Below are 24,736 nucleotides of genomic sequence, written 5' to 3'. Positions count from 1 at the left end.
TGCTGTTTGTCATCTTTCTGGCCTGTGCTACGGGGTGCGGTCGGGCGGTATTATAAAGGAGCTAAATATTAATTACCGCAACACATAAACAAAAACACCACCGGGGTGACCGATGGTGTTGTGGATTTCGTACTGGAACTTACTTGCCTGCCTGACGTTTCCTGCCGGTGGCGTGGGTCACTTGCGTTTCGCTCCCCTCTTCAATAACCACTTTGCGCTGGTTTGAGAGCTTGTAGTTCAGTCCCAGAATGTGGCGTGCCTGACGGTTCGATTTCATATTAACTCCTCAATCCCGTTGATAGTTTTAAGGACAAGTTTGCTCACGCAAACGAAATGTAACCCCTTAGGTTGCAGATCCAGCTTAGCAGGTTTTTACAAAGGTGCATTTTGCCCGCTAACGACATAGTTGATGGTTTGCTGGTAGATGTCACTGAGGATGTCATTGTCTGTGGCTTCCACCCACCTGGTCAGTTCCATCAAAATGTCATCTTCGGTAACAACACCGTGCTCCGCCTGAAGACCCTGCGCAATCGCGTTAACGAGTTCGGGTTGTGCTGCTGTGGTATGTGCCGGGTAATAAGTAAACATGCTGCCTCCGTGTCGTTGTCTGTTTAATGTTACGGCGTGCAAAATCGTAATTCGCATTCAGATTGGCAAATATTTTTGCCGTTGTGGTTCAGATTCGTCCTGGAAATAAAAATATCATCTCCCGTAGCACAGAAATAAAATTTAGGGTTTCCAGCGGCGTAAATTTGTCGTTTTTTCATAAGGCATGGGCGTTGGCCAGGAAATCAACTCTACAATGCTGCCCCAGGGGGTTTGCCCATAGCAGAAAGCATTACCTTCACCTTGCTCATCCGGAAACGTGAGCGGCTTTGGCGCGGTAAACATCTCCCCGCCAGCAGCGGTGAAAGCGGCTATCGCCTTATCAAAATCATCAACATAAACAGCAAAATGCTGGAGGCCAAAGTCGCTGGCGCGGGCGGGCATTCCCTGTTCAGGGCCATGCATTTCGAAAAGTTCTATGCCGGGTCCGTGGGGCATGACGAGCATGCGAATGGCGTGAATTTTTGTGCCGGGAAATAATTTTAAGGTGTGCTGCTGGGCGGGCTGATCAATATTATCGGTTTGCGCATCGACAGAATGATATAAAACCTGGGCGTCGAAAGCGCGTTCAAAAAATAGGGTGGCTTTTTCAATGTCGGGCACCGTAATACCGATATGGTCGATGCCCCTTACTGAAGATGGCATAGTTAACTCCTGCTATAAAAAATTTAAATATAGCAGGAGATAATCAGGCTATTACCACTTCATTTCGCCGGTATTCACTTTGGCACTCAGTTCCAGCGAACTGGCTTCCGCCAGATTCGGCCACTGTTTTTTCATTGTGTTGATGACGCCGGTTGACGCTTTATCTGCCGTGAGGGCCTGTTCAAACTGCTGTAGATAGCGACGGGTAAAGTCGATAGCGCCGGTACCTGCTGGCGGTGTCCCCAGGTAGTGGCCCGGAATAACGTGTTCGGGCTTAAGGGCTGCCATGCTATCCAGCGTCTGCTGCCACTGTTTGCGGTTTTCCGGCGTTTGGGTATCTGCCGTCCAGACGTGAATGCCCCATGAGACGCCCGTGCCGCCGAGGATGGTTTTTGCGGATGGGATCCAGACATACGCCGCATAGCTCTCAGGCTCTTCAATATTCACTCTCTCACCGTCAATCATAAAGGTGGTTGAGGCAAGCACTTGCGGCACGTAGAGCTGCGTCGGCGCGCCGTCTTTCATCTGTGGCCCCCAGAAGGCGAGCTTCGCGTCTTTTGTGGCCTTGATATGGTCCACCACCTGTTGCGTGGCGACAACTTTGGCATTAGGGAAGGCTTTCACCAGCGGTTGCAGGCCGAAATAGAAATCCGGATCGCCGGAAGTGATCACGATTTTGTTCAGCGTTTTACCGCTGTGGCGAATTTTTTCTACCAGCGCTTCGCCATCTTTCACGCTGAACTGGGCGTCAAACAGTACCGCCTCTTTCGGGCCAGACACCAGGGTGGAAGAAACGGCAAAAATGCCTTTTTCCTGCGGGTTGTACGTATCAACGGTCAACGGCGCGGCAAAGACGGCCGGAGTGAAAAGGGTTGTCAGCAAAGCAAGGCGGGGGATGGTCATGGTCATGTCTCTGTTCTTCAGGAAAGTCTCTATTGTACGGATCTCTTCATTTGCCAGAATTCCTGAAACAGGAGATGCTTAGTTTCATAAATCGAGCAAATGGAGGTCAAAATGGATCGCGTTATTGCCGCCCAGGTGTACAACCGCATCTGTGAGCTGGGGAGTTTAAGCGCGGCGGCGCGGGCGCTGGGGATCTCCCGTCCGATGGTGAGCCGTTATCTGGAGCAGATGGAGAAGTGGGCCGGGGCGCGGCTGGTGAACCGCTCCACCCGCAAGCTGACGCTGACGGCGGCGGGAGAGAAGGTCCTGCAAAAGACGCGTACGCTCTCGCAAATTTCTCAGGAAATTGAAGATCAGTCAGTGAAGGATTTACCCTCAGGCACGCTTCGCGTCGCCTGCGCGCATTTCACCGCGATGCAGATTATCGCTCCGGTGCTGCCCGATCTGTTGCAGCGTTACCCTCAGCTGCGCATTGAGCTGGATGTTAATAACCATCCGGTAAGCCTGGTGGGCGAGCGAATTGACGTGGCGATCCGCATCACCGATAACCCCGAACCGGGCATGATCGCCCGCCGACTGGGAGAGTGTCGGTCCGTACTTTGCGCTTCGCCGCACTACCTTGCCAGCCGGGGCGTTCCAGAGCAGCTGGAGGATTTAGCCCGGCACAACTGCCTGCATTACAGCTTTTTTGCCGGTCAGTCGTGGCGTTTTTTGACGCCCGAAGGGGAGCCGATCACGACAGCGGTCAGCGGCAATCTCAGCGCCAGCATCTCGTCACTGCTGATGGCGGCGGCGATAAACCACTGTGGTATTGCCATGCTGCCCGAGCGAGAGGCTGACGCGGCGCTACGGCAGGGCAGCCTGGTGCCGGTGCTCAGCGCCTTTACGCCAAAACCAATCGGTATTTTTGGTATTTATCAGTCGCGAGACTATCAGCCTGCGGCGCAGCGTGTGTTCCTCGACGCGCTGGCAAACCACCTTGCCACGCGCTCGGACTAATCTGTCTTCCCTGCAAAATGGATTATGCGTCCTATACTTATCCCTTTGTAAGCCAAAAGGAGAGCAAGAATGACGATTCATAAGCACGGTTCAGCACACTGGTCTGGCGACATCAAACGCGGCAAAGGGACGGTCTCAACAGAAAGTGGCGTCCTTAACCAGCAACCTTACGGCTTTAACACCCGCTTCGAGGGCGAAAAAGGGACCAACCCGGAAGAGCTGATTGGCGCAGCGCACGCGGCCTGTTTCTCTATGGCCCTGTCGCTAATGTTGGGCGAAGCGGGTTATACCGCCGATTCCATCGATACCACGGCGGATGTCTCGCTGGATAAAACCGACAGTGGTTTTGCCATCAGCAAAGTGGCGCTGCAAAGCAAGGTGACGGTCCCGGGTATCGATCCGCAGCAGTTTGACGGCATTATTCAGAAAGCGAAGGCGGGTTGTCCGGTGTCGCAGCTGTTGAAAGCCGAAATCACGCTGGATTACAAACTGAACTGATATCTGGCCGGGCAAATGCCCGGCTAACCTTTCACCGCCGCAGGGAAGACCTCGGCAAGCCACGCAATAAACACTCTCAGGCGATGTGTTAAATGCCGACTCTGTGGATAGACTACGTGAAAAGGATACGCCTTAGGACGCCAGTCGCTCAGGATCTCTACCAGCGCGCCCGTTTCCAGATGCGCTCTCGCAGCATAGCCAAACGTCTGAATAATCCCTAAACCCGCCAGCGCCGCGGCCAGGTGTGCGTTGCTTTCATTGACTCCAAGATGGTGCGGAACGCTGATCTCCAGCGGTTCATCCCGATCGAGAAACCGAAACGGGAATGCGCGTCCGGTAACGGGGGAAAGGTAGCTAATCAGCTTATGGCCGTTGCGCAGCTCCTGCGGATAGGCAGGGATGCCGTGGGTCTTAAGATAGCCCGGCGTCGCGCAGGCTATCATCCGGGCGTCACCGATATGCCGGGCGATAAGCGAAGAGTCATCCAGCGGGCCGCCGCGGATCACGCAGTCTACGTTTCCACTGATTAAGTCTACCGGACGGTCGGCTACCCCCAGGTTGATGCGCAGGTCCGGGTAGCGCTGAAAAAAATCCGGCAGCAGGGGGATCAACACGTCCCGGGCGGTTGACCCCCCCACATCGATACGCAAATGGCCTTTAGGCGTGCAGCACGATGCGCGAAAGGCGGTATCAATGTCCTCTATATCAATTAATACCCGCAGCGCTTTCTCGTAGTATTCCATGCCTTCTGCCGTCGTGACCACCCGGCGCGTAGTACGATGCAGCAGCCGTGTTTCCAGGTGCGCTTCAAGTGATTTTACCAGCTTACTCAGCGTAGCTATCGGCATGTTCAGGGAGTCTGCCGCTCGGGTAAAGCTTCCGGATTCAACCACCCGCGTAAAGGCGCGCATTGCCATTAGCTGATCCACACAGATCTCCTCTGATTATTTCCTGCTGTGAAAATTCATTTTCATTTTTGCCCGTTTATCACGAATCCTGCAAGATCTAAAGTCTGCCTGACGCGGGCAAACGCTCCTCTTTTACATCACAACAGAAGGTTATGAGTATGAATACAACGCTTGCAGGAAAAATTGCTCTGGTGACCGGCGGCAGCACCGGTATTGGTCTCGCAACGGCACAGGAGCTGGCGGCGCAGGGAGCGAAGGTCTATATCACCGGACGTCGTCAGGCCGAACTGGATGCTGCGCGGGCAGACATTGGCGCCGCGGCGGTAGCTATCCGCGCGGACGTCTCCAGAATGGCCGATCTGGATGAGGTTTACGCGCAGATTGCTAAAGAAGAGGGACGACTCGATATTCTGTTCGCCAACGCCGGGGGCGGCGACATGCTGCCGCTGGGCGCCATCACCGAGGAGCAGTTTGACCGGATTTTTGCCACCAACGTGCGCGGCGTGCTGTTTACCGTCCAGAAAGCGCTGCCGCTGCTCTCCTCTGGTTCATCCATTATCCTCACCGGATCGACGGTTTCAATTAAGGGGACGGCGAATTTTAGCGTCTACAGCGCCAGTAAAGCCGCCGTGCGTAACTTTGCCCGCTCCTGGGCGCTGGACTTACAGGGCCGCGGGATACGCGTCAACGTCGTCAGCCCTGGCCCCGTGAAAACGCCCGGTCTTGGCGATCTGGTTCCCGAAGAACAGCGTCAGGGATTATACGATGCGCTGGCGGCCCAGGTGCCGCTGGGTCGCCTGGGCGCGCCGGGCGAAGTCGGAAAAGCCGTGGCGTTTCTGGCGTCCGATGCCGCCAGCTTTATAAACGCCACGGAGCTGTTTGTCGATGGCGGGATGGCGCAAATCTAGCGGTTACGCCAGCAGCGTACGCTTCGGTCTCCGGCTGCGGGCTGAAGCGGCTGCGGCCGTTCGCATCCTTCAGCTGCCAGCGGGCAGCGGTCGCGGAAGTAGCAGCCATCGGGCAGGCGGCGATTACCGGGGAGATCGGTTTTGCGTAATGCCAGATCTTCGTCCAGCGGTTCTCCGGTACGGGGAACGGAGTCAAGCAGCAGCTGCGTATACGGATGCCGTGGCTTGCCCAACACCTGGTCCGCCGGACCCAGCTCCACGATCTGCCCCAGATACATTACCGCCACCCGGTCGCTCATGTGCCGGACCACCGAGACGTTGTGCGAGATCAGCACGTAGGTCAGATTTCGCTGCTGTTGCAGGGCAACCAGCAAATTGAGGATCTGCGCCTGGACGGAAATATCCAGCGCGCTGGTGGGTTCATCCAGCACGATTATGTCCGGATCCGAAGAGAGCGCCCGGGCAATAGCGATGCGCTGGCGCTGTCCACCCGAAAACGCATGCGGCAGGCGGTCAAGATATTCCGCCCGAATGCCCACCTGCTGCGCCAGCGTCTCAGCCAGCTGACGACGCTCCCGTTCGCTGCGGCGTTGCTGTATCCACACCGGCTCGGTAATGATGCGCCAGACGGGTAAACGCGGGTCGAGGGACGAGAGCGGGTCCTGAAATACCATCTGCATACCGCCTGCCGCATTCGCGCGCTGACAGGCACCGGTACTCGGTTTGAGCATGCCCATCAGCAGCTGCGCCAGCGTGCTCTTTCCGCAACCAGATTCCCCCACAACGCCCAGCGTTTCGCCGCGATGGATCCGGAGATCCATGCCGTTGAGGGCGTGTACCTGCTCCGTCACGCGCCCCAGCCAGTTTTTGCGCGCAGGAAAATTCACATGCACGCTATCCAGTTCCAGCAGTACCTCAGACATGGCGTGTCTCCTGTTGTGGGTACCAGCAGGCAGCCTGCTGGCCTTCTGCGCCCGTGGAAATTAAGCGCGGCGTTTCGCTGCATTTCGCTCCGGCAGCAAAACAGCGCTCGCGAAAAGCACATCCGCGCGGGAGGTGGCTGAGGTTAGGCACCGTGCCGGGAATGGCCGGAAGGATCTCGCGCGGTTCACCATTTTCCGGGGCACACCGCAGCAGGCCAATCGAATAGGGGTGTACAGGATGGTGGATCAAAGTCTGCGTGCTGCCGCTTTCGATCACGCTGCCCGCGTACATAACGTACATCCGGTCACAAAGCTGCGATACCACCGCCATATCGTGACTGATAAACAGCACCGACGTCCCGCTGGCGCGCGCTTTGTGTTTCAGCAGACGCAGCACCTGACGCTGAACGGTCACGTCCAGCGCGGTGGTCGGCTCATCGGCAATGATCAGCTCCGGCTCGCAGGAGAAGGCAAGGGCGATCATCACCCGCTGGCGCATGCCGCCGGAAAGCTCAAACGGATAGCGATCCAGCACCTGTGCCGCATCCGGGATTTGCATCTCGCCCAGTAGGGCGATCGCCTTCTGCTGCGCGTCGCGGCGGGAAAGCGACTGATGCTGGCGGATCACCTCCACCATTTGCCTGCCAATCCGGCGCGTGGGGTTGAGCGCCGTCATCGGCTCCTGAAAAATCATCGCCACCCTGGCGCCGCGCCACTGACGAAGCTGTTTTTCCGACGCATTCAGGACATCTTCCCCGAGCAGCGTGACCCGGCCATGGTGAACATGGTAACTGCCTTCCGGCAGCAGGCGCATCGCCAGCATTGCAGTGACCGATTTTCCCGAGCCAGATTCGCCCACCACGCCGACAATTTCACCCCGGCCAATCTCCAGCGAAACGTGATTGAGCGCGTGGACGTCACCGCGAAAAATGGGGAAGCTCAGGTGCAAATCTTCAATTGATAATACGGAATCACTCATGACTGCTTCCCTCCTGATTTGGGATCCAGCAGGTCGCGAAGACCATCGCCAAACAGATTAAACCCAACTGCCGTGATCAGAATTGCCGCCCCCGGAAACGCGCAGTACCACCACTGGTCAAGCACGTAGTTACGCCCCACGGCCACCATCGCGCCCCATTCGGCGGTGGGTTGCTGCGCGCCTAATCCAATAAAGCCCAGCGTGGCGGCCATCAGAATGGCGCTGCCGATATCCAGCGATGCCTGAACGATCAGCGGCGGCAGGGCGTTACGCAGGATATGCCAGCTGATCAGGTGCCAGCGCGATGCGCCAAAGGTGCGGGCGGCCTGTACGTAGGTGAACTGGCGCACCACCAGCGTTTGCCCGCGTGCCAGCCGCACGTAAAACGGAATGCGTACAATCGCAATCGCCAGCATTGCGTTAAACAGGCTTGGGCCGAGCGCGGCGGCCAGCGCCATCGTCAGCACCAGCGAGGGGATGGAGAGCATAATGTCCATGATACGCATAATGATGGCGTCGCCGCGCCCGCCGAGTACGCCGGACAAACAGCCGAGCAGAGAACCGATGCCGCCCGCAATCACCACCACCGCCAGCCCCGCCGTGATGGACTGCTGGCTGCCCACCAGAACGCGACTGAACAGATCCCGGCCTACCTCATCGGTGCCAAACCAGTGCTGGGCTGAAGGCGCCTGCAATCGCGCGGTCAGATCCAGCGCGTTCGGATCGTGCGGGACTATCCACGGCGAGACCACCATCATCAGCAGCATCACGATCATAATCACCCCGCCGATCAGCGTGAGCGGGCTTTTGCGTAACATCCAGAACAGCTTTGCCCAGTTGATGCGCTGTTTGGCGGTGCTGACGGGGACGGGCGTTTCCTGAGTTAACATCATTCGGCACCTCCGCGCCCGATTCGCGGGTCGATCCACAGATACAGCAGATCCACCACCAGATTGACGAAGACATAGGCCAGCGATACCACGACCGCGAAGCCCATGACGGCAGGGAAGTCCAGCGCCTGAATGGAGGTCACCACCCAGGCTCCCATTCCCGGCCAGGCAAACACGGTTTCGGTAAGGACTGCCCCATACAGCAGATCGCCCAGCGCCAGCCCGAGCACGGTAATGGAGGGGATCATGGCGTTGGGTAAGGCGTAGCGCAGCACGATGTACCAGCCCGGCAACCCGCTCGCGCGGGCGGTACGAATATAATCCTCGCTCAGCTGCTCCAGCATCGCGGAACGCACCTGACGCGCCACAATACCCAGATGCACAAAGGCCAGGGTCAGGGAGGGTAGAATCAGGTGCTGTAGGGCGTTGAAAAACACCTCGCCGTTGCCTTCCAGCAGGGCGTCCAGCAGATAAAAGCCGGTAACGTGGGCAGGCGGATCGAGCCAGTCGTCCAGCCTGCCGCCGCCGGGCAGAATTTGCAGTTGCCCGTAGAACAGAACGATTACCCCCAGTCCCAGCCAGAAGGCAGGCGTCGAGATGCCCGTCATCGCCATCAGTCGCACCAGGTGATCCAGCCAGCGGTTACGGTACACCGCCGATAAAATGCCCAGCGGTACGCCAATCACCAGCGCCAGCAGCAAAGAGCAGAAGGCCAGCTCCAGCGTGGCGGGGAAAAAGGCTTTCAAATCTTCCGCAACGGGGCGACCGGTACGAATGGAGGTGCCCAGATCGCCGTGCGCCAGCGCCTCTACATAGCGGCCAAACTGAATATAGAGCGGTTGATCCAGCCCCAGCTGCTGGCGGATGCCCTGCACGATTTCATCGCTGGCGCGGTCACCGGCCAGCAGGCGGGCCGGATCGCCGGGGATCAGGTGTGAAATAATAAAAGTAATAATACAGACACCGGCCACCACCAGGATTAACCCCCAGCAGCGCTGGCGCACGATGCTCCAGAACGTCATACACTTCCCCCCGGCGTGGGCCGTTACTTACTCATGGTGGCGATGTTAAAGACCTGCTCAAGCATCGGATTAAAGGTGAAGCCTTTGACCTCTTTGTTCATCGCCAGCTGGTAGTTCTTCTGGAACAGATAAACGTAAGCCGCCTCGTCAATCACCACTTTCTGCGCCTGCTGGTAATCTTTGGTGCGTTCCGCCTGATCGGTGGTTTTCAGTGCCGCCTGCAACAATGCATCGACCTCTTTGTTCTCATAGAATGAGCGGTTACCCGGCAGCCCTTTTTTGTCCGATTCGAACCAGTAGTTCATGAACATGTACGGGTCAGCGAAGTCCGGGCTCCAGTTACCAATCGCAATGTCATAATCACCTTTGCCGACGCGGTCGCGCATGGTGGCGTTCGCCAGTTTCTCGAGCTTGACGTTAATCCCCAGCTTGCCCAGGCTCGCCTGCGTGGAGAGGGCGATAGGCTCCCAGTTCGGGTCGTTATCGGAGTAGAGGAACGTCAGGCTGGCCGGTTTATCGTTGACTTTCTCCAGCGCCGCTTTGGTCTTAGCCTCGTCAAAGCTGTACTGCATGGCGTTCGCATCGAAGCCCCACATGCCCTCCGGGATCGGGCCGCGCATCTGCTTGCCGTTCCCGCTGAGAATGCCTTTCACCATCCCCTGATAATCGGTGGCCCAGGAGACCGCGCGGCGCAAATCCACCTGATTCATCGGAGGCTTACTGTTGTTCAGATAGAGGTAGGTCACCCGCAGGGACGGGTATTCCGCCACGGCCACTTTGCCTTCCTGCTTCAGAGCGGCAAGCTGATCCACCGGCAGGGCGTCGGCGATATCCAGATCGCCACGGGAAAGTTGCAGGCGACGCGAGGCGCTTTCACCGATAATCTTCACCGAGACGCGCTTGAAGTGCGGCTTTTCACCCGGCCAGTGTGGGTTGGGCACCATCACCAGCTGCTGACCTTTCCGCCAGCTTTTCAGCATAAACGGTCCGGAACCCGCGGTGTTTTGCGCCAGGAAACCGCGCGCGTCGTCGGCGGCATTGGCTTTCAGCACCGCCGGGTTGACGATCGACGCGCCGTCATTGGCCAGCGTGTAGAGGAACGGGGCGAACGGCTGGCTGAGGGTGAATTTCACCGTATGTTCATCCACCGCGTCCACTTTCAAATCTTTCGGGAACGCTTCGGAAGGCCCCTGATTAATTTTCAGCAGACGTTCAAACGACAGCTTGACCGCTTCGGCGGTCACCGGCGTGCCGTCAGAGAATTTTGCATTATCTGCCAGGGTGAACGTCCACTCTTTCTGGTCGTCAGACGCCTTCCAGCCCGTCGACAGATCGCCTTCCACCTCCGTGGTGCCAGGCTTGTATTTCACCAGACGCTGGTACGAGGGGTAGGTCACCGTCCAGTCGTTGTTATCGATAGTGACCGCCGGATCCAGCGTTTGCGGATCGGCAGCTTTCCCAATCACCAGCATATCTTTTGGCACCGCCGCCAGCGCGAGAGGGGCGCTCAGGGCGAGCGTAGCGGCAATCAGGGTTGTAAGCAGCGTAGTTTTCATGGCCGGGCTCCAGAATTAGAGTGAGTGTGTGGTCGGATAACAGGCGAACTGGTCATCTAACAGCGGGTAGCTGGCGGCGTTCGGCAGTTCGAAATGCCACCACTCGCTGCTGATGCCCACAAAACCGCCGCCGTACATCACCGCGTTCAGGAGCAGACGATTTCGCTGCGCCTCGGGCGGAACGGAAGGGTGCCAGGCATGAGAACGGTCGTGCATTTCGTCAAACCCGGCGCCCATATCCAGCACGTTGTCGTGTTCATCCATCAGCGTGACGTCAATGGCGGTGCCCCGGCTGTGGTTAGAGCCAATTGCGACATCCACCACGTATTCCGGATTGGGGCAGGCATCCCAGAGTTGCGACTGCGCCTGCTTGGGGCGGTAGGCGTCGTAAACCACCAGCTTCAGACCGGCCAGCGCGGCGATGCTGATCGCTTTCGCCAGCGCGGTGGCGGCATCCGTATGCAACAGGCACGCGGCGTGCTGGTAGATCGGGCGGCCAGTGATGTTATCGGCGGTCGCGTATTTCAGATCGATATGCAGCGTGGGAAAGGTTTTCGCCACATCAATCAGTTGACTCTCTTCAGGCATAGCTCCGCTCCTTTAGCGTTCAAATTGACCAAACTCTTGTTGTAGTTGTCGGTTGATTGCCAGACGTTCCGGCAGCGCATCGCCCAGCGCCTCCACAACGCCCGACAGCAGCAGGTTGAAGAGACAGCTCACCGGCGCCAGCGAATCCCAGAAATGGCCGGTATCGGTCTTCACCTGGAGTAAATCAATCGGATAATCCCGCGCCCACGGGCACCAGATATCGGTGATCAGCGCCATCGCCAGGCCTTTTTCGCTCGCCACGCGGCAGTACTGGCGGGCAATGGCGGAGTAGGCGCGGGTATCCGTCAGCACGATATACGGGTTAGCAAAGCCGGAGTTAAGCGACTCCACCCAGCTACCGGAGAGCCCTTCGGAATAGCTCACCCGCGGGCGCAGATACTCAAGATGGCTGAAGAACGCATTGGCGATCCCGCGCGTGGACTGGATCCCCAGCACGAAGACGGCGTCGGCATGGGTAAGTTGCTGGACCACCTGCCTGAACGTTTCGCTTTGCGCCAGCTGGTAGACATGGGCAATGGCGTCCACCTCCAGCGACAGGGAGTGCTGAAGGCGATCCGACAGCGGCTGTTGCTGCTTCCAGGAGTCGAGACGCTCGTTAATGCCCCAGGGCTGGTGGGGATCGCGCAGGCTTTTTTTGGCGTCGTCCAGGTTGCGATAGCCCAGCTTGCGCAGAAAACGTCCGACGGTGATCCCGCTGGTGGCCGTGGCCAGCGCCACGCTCTCTGCCGTTTCAAAGGGGATCTGCCCGACGTGCGCCAGCATCCAGCTTGCCACCCGCTTTTCGCTCGGGGTGAGCTGGCTAAAGGTCGCTTCGATACGGCTCAACACCTCAGGTTTGGTCGTCATACCGCCTCGCTGTTAACTGGCTGTCAAAGGCCGGGTTTCTGTTACCGGATTAACAATGCAGGACGCGTGCCATGTTCACATTGCGGCGAAAACGCGCTGTGCAGCAAAGTTAATGCAATATTTGTTTAACGGATGCTCAACATTTGTGCAGCGTAGTTCACTTTTGGTGCAGTGTCCGGCCTGAGCGGTATCTATTTGGTGAATACGTCAGCCTCTTCACATTTTTTGGTAAGATAAACGCTCTGTGGATAAGGGAGGGAGCCTAACATGGCGAATTTGCCCTGGCGGGTCAGCGTGCGCCTGATGGCTCTCGCAAAAAAAATAGCGATGGTCATCGGGATCATTGTGCTCGTGCTGCTGGCGGTGCGGGTTTATCTTTCGCAGCAGGGGCCGGCCCTGCATCACTGGCACACCTGGCGGGCTGACGAAATGTCCGTGCAGGAGATGGATAACGCGACCTTCGCAGCGTATGTCGCGCGGGAAAACGCCATCTTCACCGCTCTCGACGCTGAGGTGACGGCGAAAGTCACCCCCGCAGAGCGCACGCCGCTGAACCGTTATTACCGCCAGAGCCTGGTGTGGCCAGGACACTTTTCCCCGGATGCAAACCGGTCATTCGTGCTGATGCCTGCCGGAAAGCCGCGCGGGGCGGTGGTATTGCTGCACGGTCTGACGGACTCGCCCTACAGCGTCAGGCATCTGGCAGAGAATTATCAACAGCACGGCTTTGTGGCCGTAGTGCCTCGTTTGCCCGGACACGGCACGGCGCCGGGCGCGCTGACAGACGTTGACTGGGAGGCTTGGCTGGCCGCATCGCGCCTTGCGGTTCGTGAAGCGACACGCCTGACGGGGAACGATCTTCCCCTGCATCTGGTGGGCTACTCCAACGGCGGGGCGCTGGCGATGAAATACGCCCTCGACGCCCTTGATGCGCCTGAACTGCGTAAACCTCAGCAGATCGTTTTGCTCTCACCGATGATTGGCGTCACGGCGTTTGCGCGCTTTGCCGGATTCGCCGGGCTACCGGCTATGTTACCGGCGTTTGCCAAAGCCGCGTGGCTCAACATTTCGCCGGAATATAATCCTTATAAATACAATTCGTTCCCGGTGAATGCAGCACGTCAGTCCTGGCTGCTTACCCAGGCGCTGCATGAGCAGATAAACCGCGATGTTCATGATCACAAACTGGCGCAGCTTCCGCCGGTGCTGGCGTTTCAGTCGGTCATGGATTCAACGGTCAGTACCCGCGCCGTAGTTAGCGGGCTGTTTGACCAGCTTCCGGCAAACGGCAGCGAACTGGTGGTTTTTGATATCAACCAGGCCGGCAGTTTCCGTCCACTGTTCAGGCCATCATCCTGGACGGCGGTGGCTGACCTGCTGCCCGAGGCAAAAAGGCGTTACAGTGTCACAATTGTGACCAATGCCAGCCCCGACAGGTTTGATATGGTGGCAAAGACGACGCCAGCGGGTAGCACCCGGGAAACGGTGATGCCGCTGTCTGTCGCGTATCCGCAGGAGGTTTATTCCCTGTCGCATGTTGCTATTCCGTTCCCGCCTGATGACGATCTGTATGGCCGCCATCCTGAGGTGAAAAACCACTACGGTATCAGCCTGGGGACGATAGCCCTGTGGGGAGAAACATCGGTTCTGAGCGTCGGCAAAGATGCGCTGATGCGCGTGACGTCGAATCCGTTCTACGATTATATGCAGACGCGGATCGACAGCCGTATCGGGGAGAATTAAGCCCAACGTGGAATAGATTAGGTCACACCGGGGAACTGTGTTAAACAGTACCGTTCAGGCGTATACCCCATACCGGACCCCGTTTCTGTGCTGACAACTCTTATTTATCGAAGCCAGCTGAGCTTAACCTGCACCTCCGCAGCGTTAAGCGCGCTGGTTGAACAGGCCAGGATCCGTAATACGGAGCAGGGCATCTCAGGCATTCTTCTCTCCCGTGGACGTGACGTTCTGCAAATTCTCGAAGGCACGGAACAGCGCGTCGTCGCGCTTTTTAACACCATCCGTGCGGATGACCGGCATACCGGCGTGGTGGAGCTGATGCGCGATTACGGCCCGCGCAGACGTTTCGAAGACGTGGGAATGCTGCTGTTTGACCTGGACGTTCAGACCCCGAAAGCGGTTCTGGCGTCGGTTCTGCATTACAGCAAGCTGGAAAGCTATCTGACTTCTGAGGATCGGGTCTTCAAATTTATTCAGACCTTTATTACCGGCAAAACCGCTATCCCACCCGCTTCGGACTATGAGCCTGATAAATGGACGCTTTCGCGAGAGCGCGCGCCGTTTGGTAAAGGGTTAGGTCTGCTGGCGGGACAGCCCTGCCAGTTTGCGCTGCAACCCATTGTCGAGCCGTCCGAAGGCAAAATCAGTTCTCTCGAAGCGCTTATACGCGGAAACGACGGCGGCAGCCCGGAGCATTTCTTCCGTAGTCTCGATCGTGAACAGATTTACGAAGTCGACCTGCAAACCAAAGCCTGGACCTTTGCGCTGGCGCAAAAGCTCGGCATCGGCAGCCACAAACTGGCGGTGAACCTGCTGCCAATGTCGCTGGTTAACGTGCCGGGCGCGGTAGAGTTCCTGGTAACGCAGATCAAAAAGCACAATCTACAGCCTGAGCAGGTGGTCATTGAAGTCACTGAGAGCGAGATGATCTCTGGCTTCAACCAGTTTAACAGCGCCATTAAACAGCTGCGCGCGGAAGGGGTTGGGCTGGCGATAGATGATTTTGGTTCCGGCTATGCTGGTCTTTCACTGCTCACCCGGTTTCAACCGGATAAGCTCAAAATCGACAGAGAGATCGTCAGCGATATCCATCTGAGCGGGCCCAAGCAGGCGATTGTGAAGTCGATAATCAGCTGCTGCACCGATCTGGAGATTACGCTGGTCGCAGAAGGCATTGAGAAGATAGAAGAGTGGTGCTGGCTTGAATCCGCCGGTATTCGCCGCTTCCAGGGCTTTTTGTTCGCCCGCCCGCAGCTCAATGGCGTAGGTGATATCCACTGGCCCCATCGGGTGGGTTAAGCAAATTTTCCCTCGCCATATTTCCCCGACACCCTGCCTGTGCTTAAATAGCTAAACCGGTTTAACATGATTTAGCTAAGAAGGTGATATGGAGATGATCTGGGTACTTGGCGATGCCGTGGTGGATCTGTTGCCCGACGGAGAGGGCAAACTGCTGCAATGTCCTGGCGGCGCACCGGCCAATGTCGCGGTAGGGGTTGCGCGTCTGGGCGGCAGAAGCGCCTTTATAGGCCGGGTGGGCGACGACCCCTTCGGGCGTTTTATGCAAAAAACGCTTGCGGATGAGCAGGTTAATACAGAATGGCTGCGCCTGGACCCGCAGCATCGCACTTCCACGGTGGTGGTGGATCTCGATAACGACGGTGAACGTTCCTTTACCTTTATGGTTCGCCCGAGCGCTGATTTATTCCTTGACTCTGCCGATCTCCCGCCATTCCGCGCCGGGGAGTGGCTGCACGTTTGCTCTATCGCGCTCAGCGCCGAACCCAGCCGTTCCGCAACGTTTCAGGCGATGGGCGCTATCAGACAGGCGGGGGGATTCGTCAGCTTTGACCCCAATATCCGCGCCGATCTCTGGCACGATGAAGTCGAGCTGCGTCAGTGTCTTGAGCGGGCATTAGCCTGTGCAGATGTGGTTAAAATCTCGGTGGAAGAGCTGGCGTTCTTAACCGGAAATGCGCAGGTCCATGAGGGGCTGGCGGCGCTGATGCGCACCTGTCCGGCCAGGCTGGTGCTGGTGACGCAGGGAAAAGAGGGCGTAACCGCCTGGCAGAAAGGCGCGTTGACGCACTATCCTGCATCACCCGTGGAATGCATTGATACCACCGGCGCGGGGGATGCTTTCGTCGCCGGGCTGCTGTTCGGTCTGGCTCGTGATGGCCAGGCCCGTCTTTCAGAGGTCATCACGCTGGCGCAGCGCTGTGGGGCGCTGGCGACAACCGCAAAAGGGGCAATGACCGCGCTGCCTTATCATCACGAACTGTAATTCACCTCTCCAGGCCTCCGGTCGGCGGCCTGAATTGTCGTCTCGATCACACTTACTAAAACGGTTTAGCAAAAAACGTTGCCGATCCAAAATTCAACGGTTTAGTATCATCAGCCTAAACCGGTTTAGCAATTTAGCACTTTCACCGATAGTTATTAGGGATGCGACAAAATGTATAAAAAACGCAGACTTGCCGTGATGATAGGCATGCTGGCCGGGAGTACCTCTGTTTTTGCCCAGACGGATATGACACGTATCGAAGCGCGCCTGGCGGCGCTGGAGCAGCGTTTGCAGGAGGCGGAAACCCGCGCGCAGGTTGCTGAAAAGCGCGCCACGGCAGCGGAACAGAAAACACAGCAGCTGGTGGCTGCGCAGCAGGAAGCGCAAACCTCCACACAGGCGGTGGCGCAACGTACCACGGTGCTGGAAGAAAAAGCCGACCGGACAGGCGGTTTTGAATTTCACGGTTACGCCCGTTCCGGCCTGCTGATGAACGACGCGGCCTCCAGCAGCAAAAGCGGCCCTTATCTGACGCCCGCCGGGGAAACTGGCGGGGCCATCGGGCGTCTGGGGAACGAAGCGGATACCTACGTTGAGCTGAATGTTGAGCACAAACAGACGCTGGAGAATGGTGCGACGACGCGCTTTAAGGCGATGCTGGCCGACGGTCAGAAAACCTATAACGACTGGTCGGCAGACAGCAGCGACCTGAACATTCGTCAGGCCTTTGCCGAGCTGGGCAATTTGCCTGACTTTACCGGTGCGCTGAAGGGCAGTACCTTCTGGGCGGGTAAGCGTTTTGATCGCGACAACTTCGACATTCACTGGCTGGATTCCGACGTGGTGTTTCTCGCCGGGACCGGCGGCGGCGTCTACGACGTGAAGTGGAACGATACGCTGCGCAGTAACTTCTCCCTTTATGGCCGTAACTTCGGCAGCGAAGAGGAGATCGACAACAACGTTCAGAACTACATCCTCAGCATGAATCACTTCGCCGGGCCGGTGCAGATGATGGTCAGCGGCTTACGGGCAAAAGATAATGACGACCGTAAGGACAGCAACGGCGATCCGATTAAAACCGACGCGGCCAATAACGGGGTACATGCGCTGGTTGGTCTGCATAACGAGAGCTTCTACGGCCTGCGGGAAGGTTCCGCCAAAACGGCGCTGCTTTACGGCCACGGTCTGGGCGCCGAGGTGAAAAGCATTGGTTCAGACGGCGCGCTGCTGTCAGAAGCCGATACCTGGCGTTTTGCAAGTTACGGTGTCACGCCGCTGGGCGGTGGCTGGCACATTGCGCCCGCCGTGCTGGCGCAAAGCAGTAAGGACCGCTACGTGAAGGGCGACAGCTATGAGTGGGTCACGCTCAATACGCGTCTGATCAAAGAGGTGACCCAGAATTTTGCCCTCGCGTTCGAAGGCAGCTATCAGTACATGGATTTAAGCCCGGAAGGCTACAAGGATCGCAATGCGGTTAACGGTAGCTTCTACAAGCTGACCTTCGCCCCGACGTTAAAGGCGGGCAAAATTGGCGATTTCTTCAGCCGTCCGGAGCTGCGCCTGTTCGCCACCTGGATGGACTGGAGCAGCAAGCTGGATAACTACGCCAGCGATGACGCCTTTGGCAGCAGCGGCTTCAACGCGGGCGGGGAATGGAACTTTGGGGTGCAGATGGAAACCTGGTTTTAACCCTTCACGCTCCCGCATCGCGGGGGCGTTTCGAACACCATAAAAAGAGGTCAGGAAGAGGTATCTATGGATTTTAATCATATTGCGCGCGAGCTTATTCCGCTGCTCGGTGGCAAAGAGAACATTGCCAGCGCGGCACATTGCGCCACGCGCCTTCGTCTGGTGCTGGTCGATGATGCGCTTGCCGACCAGCAGGCTATCGGCAAGGTTGAAGGCGTGAAAGGCTGTTTTCGAAACGCCGGGCAGATGCAGGTAATCTTCGGCACCGGGGTGGTGAATAAGGTTTACGCCGCGTTTATTCAGGCGGCAGAGATTAGCGAGTCCAGTAAATCGGAAGCGGCGGATATTGCGGCCCGCAAGCTGAACCCGTTCCAGCGTATCGCGCGTCTGCTCTCCAACATCTTCGTGCCGATTATCCCGGCGATCGTGGCCTCGGGTCTGCTGATGGGCCTGCTGGGGATGGTTAAAACCTACGGCTGGGTTAATCCGGATAACGCGCTCTATATCATGCTGGATATGTGCAGCTCGGCGGCGTTTATTATTCTGCCGATCCTGATTGGCTTCACCGCCGCGCGGGAGTTTGGCGGCAACCCGTATCTGGGGGCAACGCTCGGCGGCATCCTGACTCATCCGGCGCTGACCAACGCCTGGGGCGTAGCATCCGGCTTCCACACCATGAACTTCTTCGGTCTTGAAATCGCCATGATTGGCTATCAGGGAACCGTCTTCCCGGTGCTGCTGGCGGTGTGGTTTATGAGCATTGTGGAAAAACAGCTGCGCCGGGCGATCCCGGATGCGTTAGATCTGATCCTGACGCCGTTCCTGACCGTCATTATCTCCGGCTTCATTGCGCTATTGATTATTGGCCCGGCGGGACGCGCGCTGGGCGACGGGATCTCCTTCATTCTTAGCACCCTGATTGCCCACGCGGGCTGGCTGGCCGGGCTGCTGTTTGGTGGGCTCTATTCGGTGATTGTCATTACCGGCATTCACCACAGCTTCCACGCCATTGAGGCCGGGCTGCTGGGTAATCCGTCGATTGGCGTTAACTTCCTGCTGCCGATCTGGGCGATGGCGAACGTGGCGCAGGGCGGGGCGTGTCTGGCGGTGTGGTTCAAAACCCGCGATGCCAAAATCAAAGCCATTACCTTACCGTCGGCGTTTTCCGCGATGCTGGGCATCACCGAAGCGGCAATTTTTGGCATCAACCTGCGTTTTGTGAAGCCGTTTATCGCGGCGCTGATCGGTGGTGCGGCGGGCGGTGCCTGGGTGGTGTCGGTGCATGTCTACATGACCGCCGTTGGCCTGACGGCGCTTCCCGGCATGGCGATTGTCCAGGCCAGCTCGCTGCTCAACTATATAATCGGCATGGTGATTGCCTTTGGCGTGGCGTTCACCGTCTCTCTGCTGCTGAAATATAAAACGGACTCTGAATAATGACCTTATCTTCCCGCTGGCCTGCCGTGTTGCAGGCCGTTATGCAAGGCCAGCCGCGTGCGCTGGCGGACAGCCACTATCCGCAGTGGCATCCCGCACCGGTGACAGGGCTGATGAACGATCCGAACGGGTTTATCTGGTTTGCCGGGCGCTACCATCTGTTTTATCAGTGGAACCCGCTGGGCTGCGATCATCGCTACAAGTGTTGGGGGCACTGGAGCTCAGCAGATCTGGTGCACTGGCAGCACGAGCCAATGGCGCTGATGCCTGACGAAGAGTATGACCGCAATGGCTGTTACTCCGGCAGCGCCGTGGATAACAACGGCGTGCTGACCCTGTGCTATACCGGCAACGTTAAGTTTGACGATGGCGGCCGCACCGCCTGGCAGTGTCTGGCGGTGCAAAATGACGATGGCACGTTTGCCAAACTGGGACCGGTGTTGCCCCTGCCGGACGGGTACACCGGGCACGTCCGCGATCCGAAAATATGGTGGCATGACGGGCTGTGGTACATGGTGCTCGGCGCGCAGGATCGACAGCAGCGCGGCAAGGTGCTGCTGTTTACGTCAGCCGATTTACACACCTGGGCGTCCTGCGGCGAAATCGCCGGTCACGGCGTCAACGGACTCACGGACGCGGGCTATATGTGGGAGTGCCCGGATCTGTTTGAGCTTGATGGCACACACGTCTTGATCTGCTGCCCGCAGGGGCTGGCGCGCGAACCGCATCGCTATCTCAACACCTATCCGGCCGTCTGGATGAGTGGGGCATTTGATTATCAAACGCCTGCATTTGCGCACGGCGAGCTGCATGAGCTTGACGCCGGTTTCGAATTTTACGCGCCGCAAACCACGGTGGCAGAAGATGGCCGCCGCATCCTCATCGGCTGGTTGGGCGTGCCGGACGGCGAAGAGATGCTCCAGCCTACGCGGGCGCACGGCTGGATCCACCAGATGACCTGTCCTCGCGAGCTGCGCTACCGCGACGGTAAGCTCTGGCAAACCCCGGTCCGTGAGCTGGAAACGCTGCGCGAGGATGAACATCTCTGGCAGGGACGCGCCAGCGATGCCCCGGTGCTGGCGGGAGCGCGTCTTGAGTTCGAACTGAGCGCATCGAGCGTGAACGTGGATTTTGCCGGCGCGTTGCGGCTGATTGTGGATGATGAGGGGATCCGTCTGGAACGCGCCAGTCTGAAAACCACAGACACGCTGACCCGCTACTGGCAGGGCAATGTTCATCATTTACGCGTGCTGTGCGACTGTTCCAGCGTCGAAATTTTCATCAATCACGGTGAAGGCGTCATGAGCAGCCGCTATTTTCCTGACCATCCGGCCCAGGTACGCTTCGAAGGTGCGTCCGATATCACATTACGCTACTGGTCGCTGCGCAGCTGCATGATAGAATAGAGGTTTTGGCAGCCGGATCTAAGTCGTTGTGAGAAAAACAAAACGCGTCACCATTAAAGATATCGCGGAGCTCGCGGGGGTATCAAAAGCCACCGCCAGCCTGGTTCTGAACGGCCGCAGCAAAGAGCTTCGGGTGGCGGAGGAGACACGCGAGCGTGTGCTGGCGATTGCCAAAGAACATCATTATCAGCCCAGCATTCACGCCCGTTCGCTGCGGGACAACCGCAGCCACACCATTGGTCTGGTGGTGCCGGAAATCACCAACTACGGGTTTGCCGTTTTTTCTCATGAGCTGGAGACCCTCTGCCGCGAGGCGGGTGTTCAGCTGCTGATCTCCTGTAGCGATGAAAATCCGGGCCAGGAGACGGTGGTGGTCAATAACATGGTGGCCCGCCAGGTGGACGGGCTGATTGTCGCCTCCAGCATGCTCAACGACGCGGACTATCAAAAGCTGAGCGAACAGCTGCCCGTTGTGCTTTTTGACCGTCATATGAACGACAGTTCTTTGCCGCTGGTTCTCACCGATTCAATTACCCCAACCGCCACGCTGGTGGCCGACATCGCGCGCCAGCATCCGGATGAGTTCTACTTCCTCGGCGGTCAGCCGCGGCTTTCCCCGACGCGTGACCGTCTTGAAGGGTTTAAGCAGGGGCTGCGTGACGCTGGCGTCGAGTTACGTCCGGAGTGGATCATTCATGGTAATTACCATCCGAGCTCCGGCTACGAAATGTTTGCCGAGCTTTGCGCACGCCTGGGCCGCCCGCCAAAAGCCCTTTTTACCGCCGCCTGCGGTCTGCTGGAAGGGGTGTTGCGCTATATGGGGCAACATAATCTGCTGCAAAGCGATATGCGTCTGGCCAGCTTTGACGATCACTATCTCTATGATTCTCTGACCATTCCTGTCGATACCGTTCGTCAGGATAACCGCCAGCTCGCCTGGCACTGCTTTGATCTGATTGGCAAACTGATTGAAGGGGAAACGCCGGAGCCGATCCAGCGTAAGCTGGATGCCACCCTGCAACGGCGATACAAGTCCGTGGAGTGACAGGGTAACGTCTTAGGGTGACATCAATAACTTTAATTAATTAAAGATTGGATTCAGCCGATAACCAAAGGGAAATTATATCCCTGAGGTGTGTTATGTCGTTGAAAAAATCATCCCTGATTATCCTGTTTTCCCTGCTTTTCTTCTTTGTGGCCAGCACTATCACCAGCGTTGGGCTCATCATTAAAAGTAATACTTCGCTGGATAATGTGAACAAAGAAATTCAGGTGGTTCTGTCCATTATTGATCCCATTAACCACAGCCGAACCCTGCGCGTCAGGGTTATGGAGTATGTGAAAATGGTGGAAGCGGGGGACGCCACCGATCTGTCTGCGAAACTGGCCTCGGTTAAAGAGGCGCTGACCAAAGCCGATAGTGCATTTTCGGCGTTTATGGCCTCGCCGCGTTTGCCGGACGAAGCCCCGCTGGTCACTGCCTACCAGGAGGCGTGGCAAAACTACCGTAACCAGGGACTGGCGCCTCTCATCGCCGCTGCCGCCGCTCACGATGTGTCGCGGTTCAACGCTCTTATTCCCGTGGTGTCTCAACTCGATCGCCAATATGAAATTGTGCTCGATCAGGTTCTCTCCGTTCACCAGAAGTACGCCAAAACGCTGAACGAGGATGCGAGCCATAATTTCGTGTCGGGTCTGGTTATTATCGCCTGCATTGCGGTGCTGTTCGTGGTGGTGATCTTCGCCGTCAGCCTGCTGATGAAACGCGTGGTCTTTGCGCCGGTGAACCTGGCGCGCGAGCACTGTCGCCAGATTGCGGCCGGGAAGCTGGACGTACCGGTACCGATCAAGCGTGATTCCGGGAATGAAATCGATCACCTGATGTCCTCGATGGAGCAGATGCGCCAGGCGCTGCTCTCCACCATTTCTCAGGTGCGCGACGCCAGCCACACCGTGACGCATGCGGCGCAGGAAATTGCCTCCGGCAATATCGACCTGGCCTCCCGTACCGAGCAACAGGCTTCGGCCCTGACCCAGACGGCCGCCAGCATGGAAGAGCTGAGCGCGACGGTGGCGAATAACACCGACAACGTTTTCCAGGCCGGTAAGCTGGTGCAGGATGCCGTGAAAAATGCCCATACCGGTGAAGCGGTAACCCGTGAAGTCATCGAAACGATGAATACTATCGCGTCCAATTCGAAGCGTATTGAAGACATCACCAGCGTCATCAACAGCATTGCTTTCCAGACTAATATTCTGGCGCTAAACGCGGCCGTTGAAGCGGCGCGTGCTGGCGCGCAGGGGCGAGGATTTGCCGTGGTAGCAAGTGAAGTGCGCACCCTGGCACAAAAAAGCGCGGTGGCGGCGAAAGATATTGAAAGCCTTATCGCCCAGTCTGTTTCCAGCGTGAAAAACGGTGCACAACTGGTGAATCGTTCGGGAGAGGTGATTGATTCTATTATCAGCTCTGTGAATAAAGTGCATACGCTGATGGAACAGATTTCGGTTGCCTCAGAAGAGCAGAGCCGCGGGATTGGTCAGGTTGGGCAGGCCGTAACGGAGATGGACGGTGTGACCCAGCAGAACGCAGCGCTGGTGCAGCAATCCGCCGCCGCCGCGGCCTCGCTGGAGGAGCAGGCGCAGCAGCTGTCCCAGAGTATCTCGAGCTTTAGTTTGCCTGCTACGGCGTGATGTTCAGAGAGGCTCCTGAGGGAGCCTTTTTAATGTCTGCATGTAGCCGCTGCACAATCTCCTTCAGCCATTACTGTTATCCGTACAAAGCCGCTATGACATAAATTTTATCTTTCCCCGGCAATATTTCTGTTCCTCATCCGTCTACCTCCTCAGAGACCATAATCATTCAACATAAACGAGGTACACATGAGAAATTTTGATATGCACGGAAAAGGTCACGGGCGTGGTTTGGGCCGCCATCGTATGGGTAAGGGCATCGTGATTGGCGCAGTCCTGTTCGTGGTGCTTGGCCTGCTGGTCATGTCCCTGTGGAACGCGTTGCTCCCGGCCATCCTGGGGGTTAAAGCCATTGGCTTCTGGCAGGCGCTGGGGATCCTGCTGCTGAGCCGCATTCTTTTCGGTGGGCTGGGTTTCCGTCCGGGCATGTTCGGTGCGCACCGCCGTATGCACGAACAATGGATGAATATGAGCCCCGAACAACGTGAGGCCTTCATTCAGCAGCGTCGGGCGGGATTTGGGCGCCACGGTCATTGCCGGTGGCACGATGGCCGGGATGAAAAGCGAGATGATAACGGTGCAAAAGCGCCGGAAGCCGAGTGAGCGATATGAAAGCCGGTGAGGCGGGGGAATCATTACTGATCTCGGCACTCAATGCCTGCCGCGCGCGGCTAAAAGCCTTCATTCGCGGACGGACTGCGGTTCGTGATGATGTCGATGATATTCTTCAGGAAGTGACCTGGCAGTTGATGAAAGTGGAACAACCGGTCGAGAACGTCGCCGCCTGGCTGTTTCGCGCCGCACGAAATGAGATGATCGACCGGGCGCGAAAAAAGCACGAGGTTTCACTGCCGGGGTACCTGACAGCAGATAACGAGGACTTTCCTGAGCAGGAGATTGCAGAAACGTTATTCGGCGTACCGCAAACGCCGGAGGAAGAGTATCTCAACATGCTGCTATGGGAAGAGTTGGGGCAAGCCCTGTCGGAACTGCCGCCACCTCAGCGCGAGGTGTTTGAAAAAACGGAATTTGAGGGCTACAGCATGAAGATGCTGGCAGAGGAAACAGGCGACAGTGTGCAGGCGTTATTATCCCGCAAACACAAAGCCGTGCGATTTTTGCGTAGTCGCCTCAAGGATATTTATGAAGCGTTGACAGGGCAATAAACTTCGACCACTCTGAAAAACAATATCT

General features: G+C 57.4%; 25 protein-coding genes. 13 read left to right on the top strand and 12 right to left on the bottom strand.

What is annotated here, in order from left to right; translation table 11 throughout:
- Positions 1 to 139: 139 nt before the first annotated feature.
- From sra to L379_RS11570, 4 genes are all read right to left on the bottom strand, one after another.
- Positions 140 to 277 (bottom strand): stationary-phase-induced ribosome-associated protein, encoded by a 138-nt coding sequence (gene sra / locus L379_RS11555; protein ID WP_000841561.1) that lies wholly within the window; start codon positions 275 to 277, stop codon positions 140 to 142.
- A 95-nt stretch (positions 278 to 372) separates the two neighbouring features.
- A complete protein-coding gene (bdm, locus tag L379_RS11560; protein ID WP_015570485.1) occupies positions 373 to 588 on the bottom strand; it encodes a biofilm-dependent modulation protein in 216 nt (71 codons plus the stop codon).
- Between the two features lie 141 nt (positions 589 to 729).
- Positions 730 to 1,251: a VOC family protein gene (locus tag L379_RS11565; protein WP_017693390.1), complete on the bottom strand. Its 522-nt coding sequence runs from the start codon at positions 1,249 to 1,251 to the stop codon at positions 730 to 732.
- Between the two features lie 51 nt (positions 1,252 to 1,302).
- A complete protein-coding gene (locus tag L379_RS11570) occupies positions 1,303 to 2,154 on the bottom strand; it encodes a Vmh family MBL fold metallo-hydrolase (protein WP_032655607.1) in 852 nt (283 codons plus the stop codon).
- A gap of 111 nt (positions 2,155 to 2,265) precedes the next feature.
- Here L379_RS11570 and L379_RS11575 point away from each other — a divergent pair, with 111 nt between their 5' ends.
- Together L379_RS11575 and L379_RS11580 are read left to right on the top strand one after the other, a co-directional pair.
- Positions 2,266 to 3,153, top strand: a complete 888-nt coding sequence (locus tag L379_RS11575) for a LysR family transcriptional regulator (protein WP_074174229.1) — start codon at positions 2,266 to 2,268, stop codon at positions 3,151 to 3,153.
- A gap of 69 nt (positions 3,154 to 3,222) precedes the next feature.
- A complete protein-coding gene (locus tag L379_RS11580) occupies positions 3,223 to 3,651 on the top strand; it encodes an OsmC family protein (RefSeq protein WP_003857069.1) in 429 nt (142 codons plus the stop codon).
- Positions 3,652 to 3,674: 23 nt separating this feature from the next.
- On the opposite strand, the gene L379_RS11585 is transcribed toward L379_RS11580, so the two are convergent.
- On the bottom strand, positions 3,675 to 4,580 hold the full coding sequence (locus tag L379_RS11585; protein ID WP_032653645.1) for a LysR family transcriptional regulator: 906 nt from the start codon (positions 4,578 to 4,580) through the stop codon (positions 3,675 to 3,677).
- 137 nt (positions 4,581 to 4,717) lie between these two features.
- On the opposite strand from L379_RS11585, the gene L379_RS11590 reads away from it, so the two are divergent.
- Positions 4,718 to 5,467 carry an SDR family oxidoreductase gene (locus tag L379_RS11590; RefSeq protein WP_032648374.1) on the top strand — a complete coding sequence of 250 codons (750 nt, stop codon included), beginning with the start codon at positions 4,718 to 4,720 and terminating at the stop codon, positions 5,465 to 5,467.
- Here the strand turns inward: L379_RS11590 and L379_RS11595 are convergent.
- From L379_RS11595 to L379_RS11625, 7 genes are read right to left on the bottom strand one after another with little or no spacing between them, the layout of a single operon-like run.
- The gene (locus tag L379_RS11595) at positions 5,464 to 6,390 is read right to left on the bottom strand and encodes an oligopeptide/dipeptide ABC transporter ATP-binding protein (RefSeq protein ID WP_015570491.1); all 927 of its coding nucleotides are present in this window, start codon (positions 6,388 to 6,390) and stop codon (positions 5,464 to 5,466) included. The two genes, L379_RS11590 and L379_RS11595, sit on opposite strands and share 4 nt — an antisense overlap.
- Positions 6,383 to 7,369: an ABC transporter ATP-binding protein gene (locus tag L379_RS11600; RefSeq protein ID WP_023296656.1), complete on the bottom strand. Its 987-nt coding sequence runs from the start codon at positions 7,367 to 7,369 to the stop codon at positions 6,383 to 6,385. Before L379_RS11600 ends, L379_RS11595 begins: the two co-directional genes overlap by 8 nt.
- On the bottom strand, positions 7,366 to 8,262 hold the full coding sequence (ddpC, locus tag L379_RS11605; RefSeq protein WP_006810694.1) for a D,D-dipeptide ABC transporter permease: 897 nt from the start codon (positions 8,260 to 8,262) through the stop codon (positions 7,366 to 7,368). The genes L379_RS11600 and ddpC overlap by 4 nt, the downstream gene beginning before the upstream one ends.
- A complete protein-coding gene (locus L379_RS11610; RefSeq protein WP_003857077.1) occupies positions 8,259 to 9,281 on the bottom strand; it encodes an ABC transporter permease in 1,023 nt (340 codons plus the stop codon). Before L379_RS11610 ends, ddpC begins: the two co-directional genes overlap by 4 nt.
- A gap of 23 nt (positions 9,282 to 9,304) precedes the next feature.
- The gene (locus L379_RS11615; protein WP_032653643.1) at positions 9,305 to 10,837 is read right to left on the bottom strand and encodes an ABC transporter substrate-binding protein; all 1,533 of its coding nucleotides are present in this window, start codon (positions 10,835 to 10,837) and stop codon (positions 9,305 to 9,307) included.
- A gap of 15 nt (positions 10,838 to 10,852) precedes the next feature.
- Positions 10,853 to 11,425, bottom strand: coding sequence for a D-alanyl-D-alanine dipeptidase (ddpX, locus tag L379_RS11620; RefSeq protein ID WP_032653640.1), 573 nt, complete (start codon positions 11,423 to 11,425; stop codon positions 10,853 to 10,855).
- Between the two features lie 12 nt (positions 11,426 to 11,437).
- Positions 11,438 to 12,292, bottom strand: coding sequence for a MurR/RpiR family transcriptional regulator (locus tag L379_RS11625; RefSeq protein WP_003857080.1), 855 nt, complete (start codon positions 12,290 to 12,292; stop codon positions 11,438 to 11,440).
- A gap of 267 nt (positions 12,293 to 12,559) precedes the next feature.
- Here L379_RS11625 and L379_RS11630 point away from each other — a divergent pair, with 267 nt between their 5' ends.
- The 10 genes from L379_RS11630 (at position 12,560) to L379_RS11675 (ending at position 24,708) form a co-directional block, all read left to right on the top strand.
- Positions 12,560 to 14,035, top strand: coding sequence for an alpha/beta hydrolase (locus L379_RS11630; RefSeq protein WP_032653637.1), 1,476 nt, complete (start codon positions 12,560 to 12,562; stop codon positions 14,033 to 14,035).
- An 87-nt stretch (positions 14,036 to 14,122) separates the two neighbouring features.
- Entirely contained in the window at positions 14,123 to 15,334 is a 1,212-nt protein-coding gene (locus tag L379_RS11635) for a diguanylate phosphodiesterase (RefSeq protein WP_032653636.1), read from the top strand.
- 88 nt (positions 15,335 to 15,422) lie between these two features.
- Positions 15,423 to 16,319, top strand: a complete 897-nt coding sequence (locus L379_RS11640; protein WP_032653634.1) for an aminoimidazole riboside kinase — start codon at positions 15,423 to 15,425, stop codon at positions 16,317 to 16,319.
- A gap of 171 nt (positions 16,320 to 16,490) precedes the next feature.
- Positions 16,491 to 18,008, top strand: a complete 1,518-nt coding sequence (locus L379_RS11645; RefSeq protein ID WP_023303760.1) for a carbohydrate porin — start codon at positions 16,491 to 16,493, stop codon at positions 18,006 to 18,008.
- Between the two features lie 66 nt (positions 18,009 to 18,074).
- Positions 18,075 to 19,445 carry a sucrose-specific PTS transporter subunit IIBC gene (locus L379_RS11650; RefSeq protein ID WP_017382323.1) on the top strand — a complete coding sequence of 457 codons (1,371 nt, stop codon included), beginning with the start codon at positions 18,075 to 18,077 and terminating at the stop codon, positions 19,443 to 19,445.
- Positions 19,445 to 20,851, top strand: coding sequence for a sucrose-6-phosphate hydrolase (locus L379_RS11655; protein WP_032619640.1), 1,407 nt, complete (start codon positions 19,445 to 19,447; stop codon positions 20,849 to 20,851). Before L379_RS11650 ends, L379_RS11655 begins: the two co-directional genes overlap by 1 nt.
- 28 nt (positions 20,852 to 20,879) lie before the next feature.
- On the top strand, positions 20,880 to 21,896 hold the full coding sequence (locus tag L379_RS11660) for a LacI family DNA-binding transcriptional regulator (RefSeq protein ID WP_023303758.1): 1,017 nt from the start codon (positions 20,880 to 20,882) through the stop codon (positions 21,894 to 21,896).
- A 95-nt stretch (positions 21,897 to 21,991) separates the two neighbouring features.
- Positions 21,992 to 23,542, top strand: coding sequence for a methyl-accepting chemotaxis protein (locus tag L379_RS11665; RefSeq protein ID WP_023303757.1), 1,551 nt, complete (start codon positions 21,992 to 21,994; stop codon positions 23,540 to 23,542).
- Positions 23,543 to 23,731: 189 nt separating this feature from the next.
- Positions 23,732 to 24,145 carry a hypothetical protein gene (locus tag L379_RS11670; RefSeq protein WP_015570500.1) on the top strand — a complete coding sequence of 138 codons (414 nt, stop codon included), beginning with the start codon at positions 23,732 to 23,734 and terminating at the stop codon, positions 24,143 to 24,145.
- A 5-nt stretch (positions 24,146 to 24,150) separates the two neighbouring features.
- Positions 24,151 to 24,708, top strand: a complete 558-nt coding sequence (locus L379_RS11675; RefSeq protein WP_170949734.1) for an RNA polymerase sigma factor — start codon at positions 24,151 to 24,153, stop codon at positions 24,706 to 24,708.
- The last annotated feature ends 28 nt before the right edge of the window (positions 24,709 to 24,736 follow it).

Origin of the sequence: Enterobacter sp. MGH 33, assembly GCF_000534535.1 — a bacterium.
Classification (GTDB): domain Bacteria; phylum Pseudomonadota; class Gammaproteobacteria; order Enterobacterales; family Enterobacteriaceae; genus Enterobacter; species Enterobacter hormaechei_C.
The sequence above is the reverse complement of the archived record's forward strand: the minus strand, read 5'-3'. Positions and strand labels throughout refer to the sequence as shown.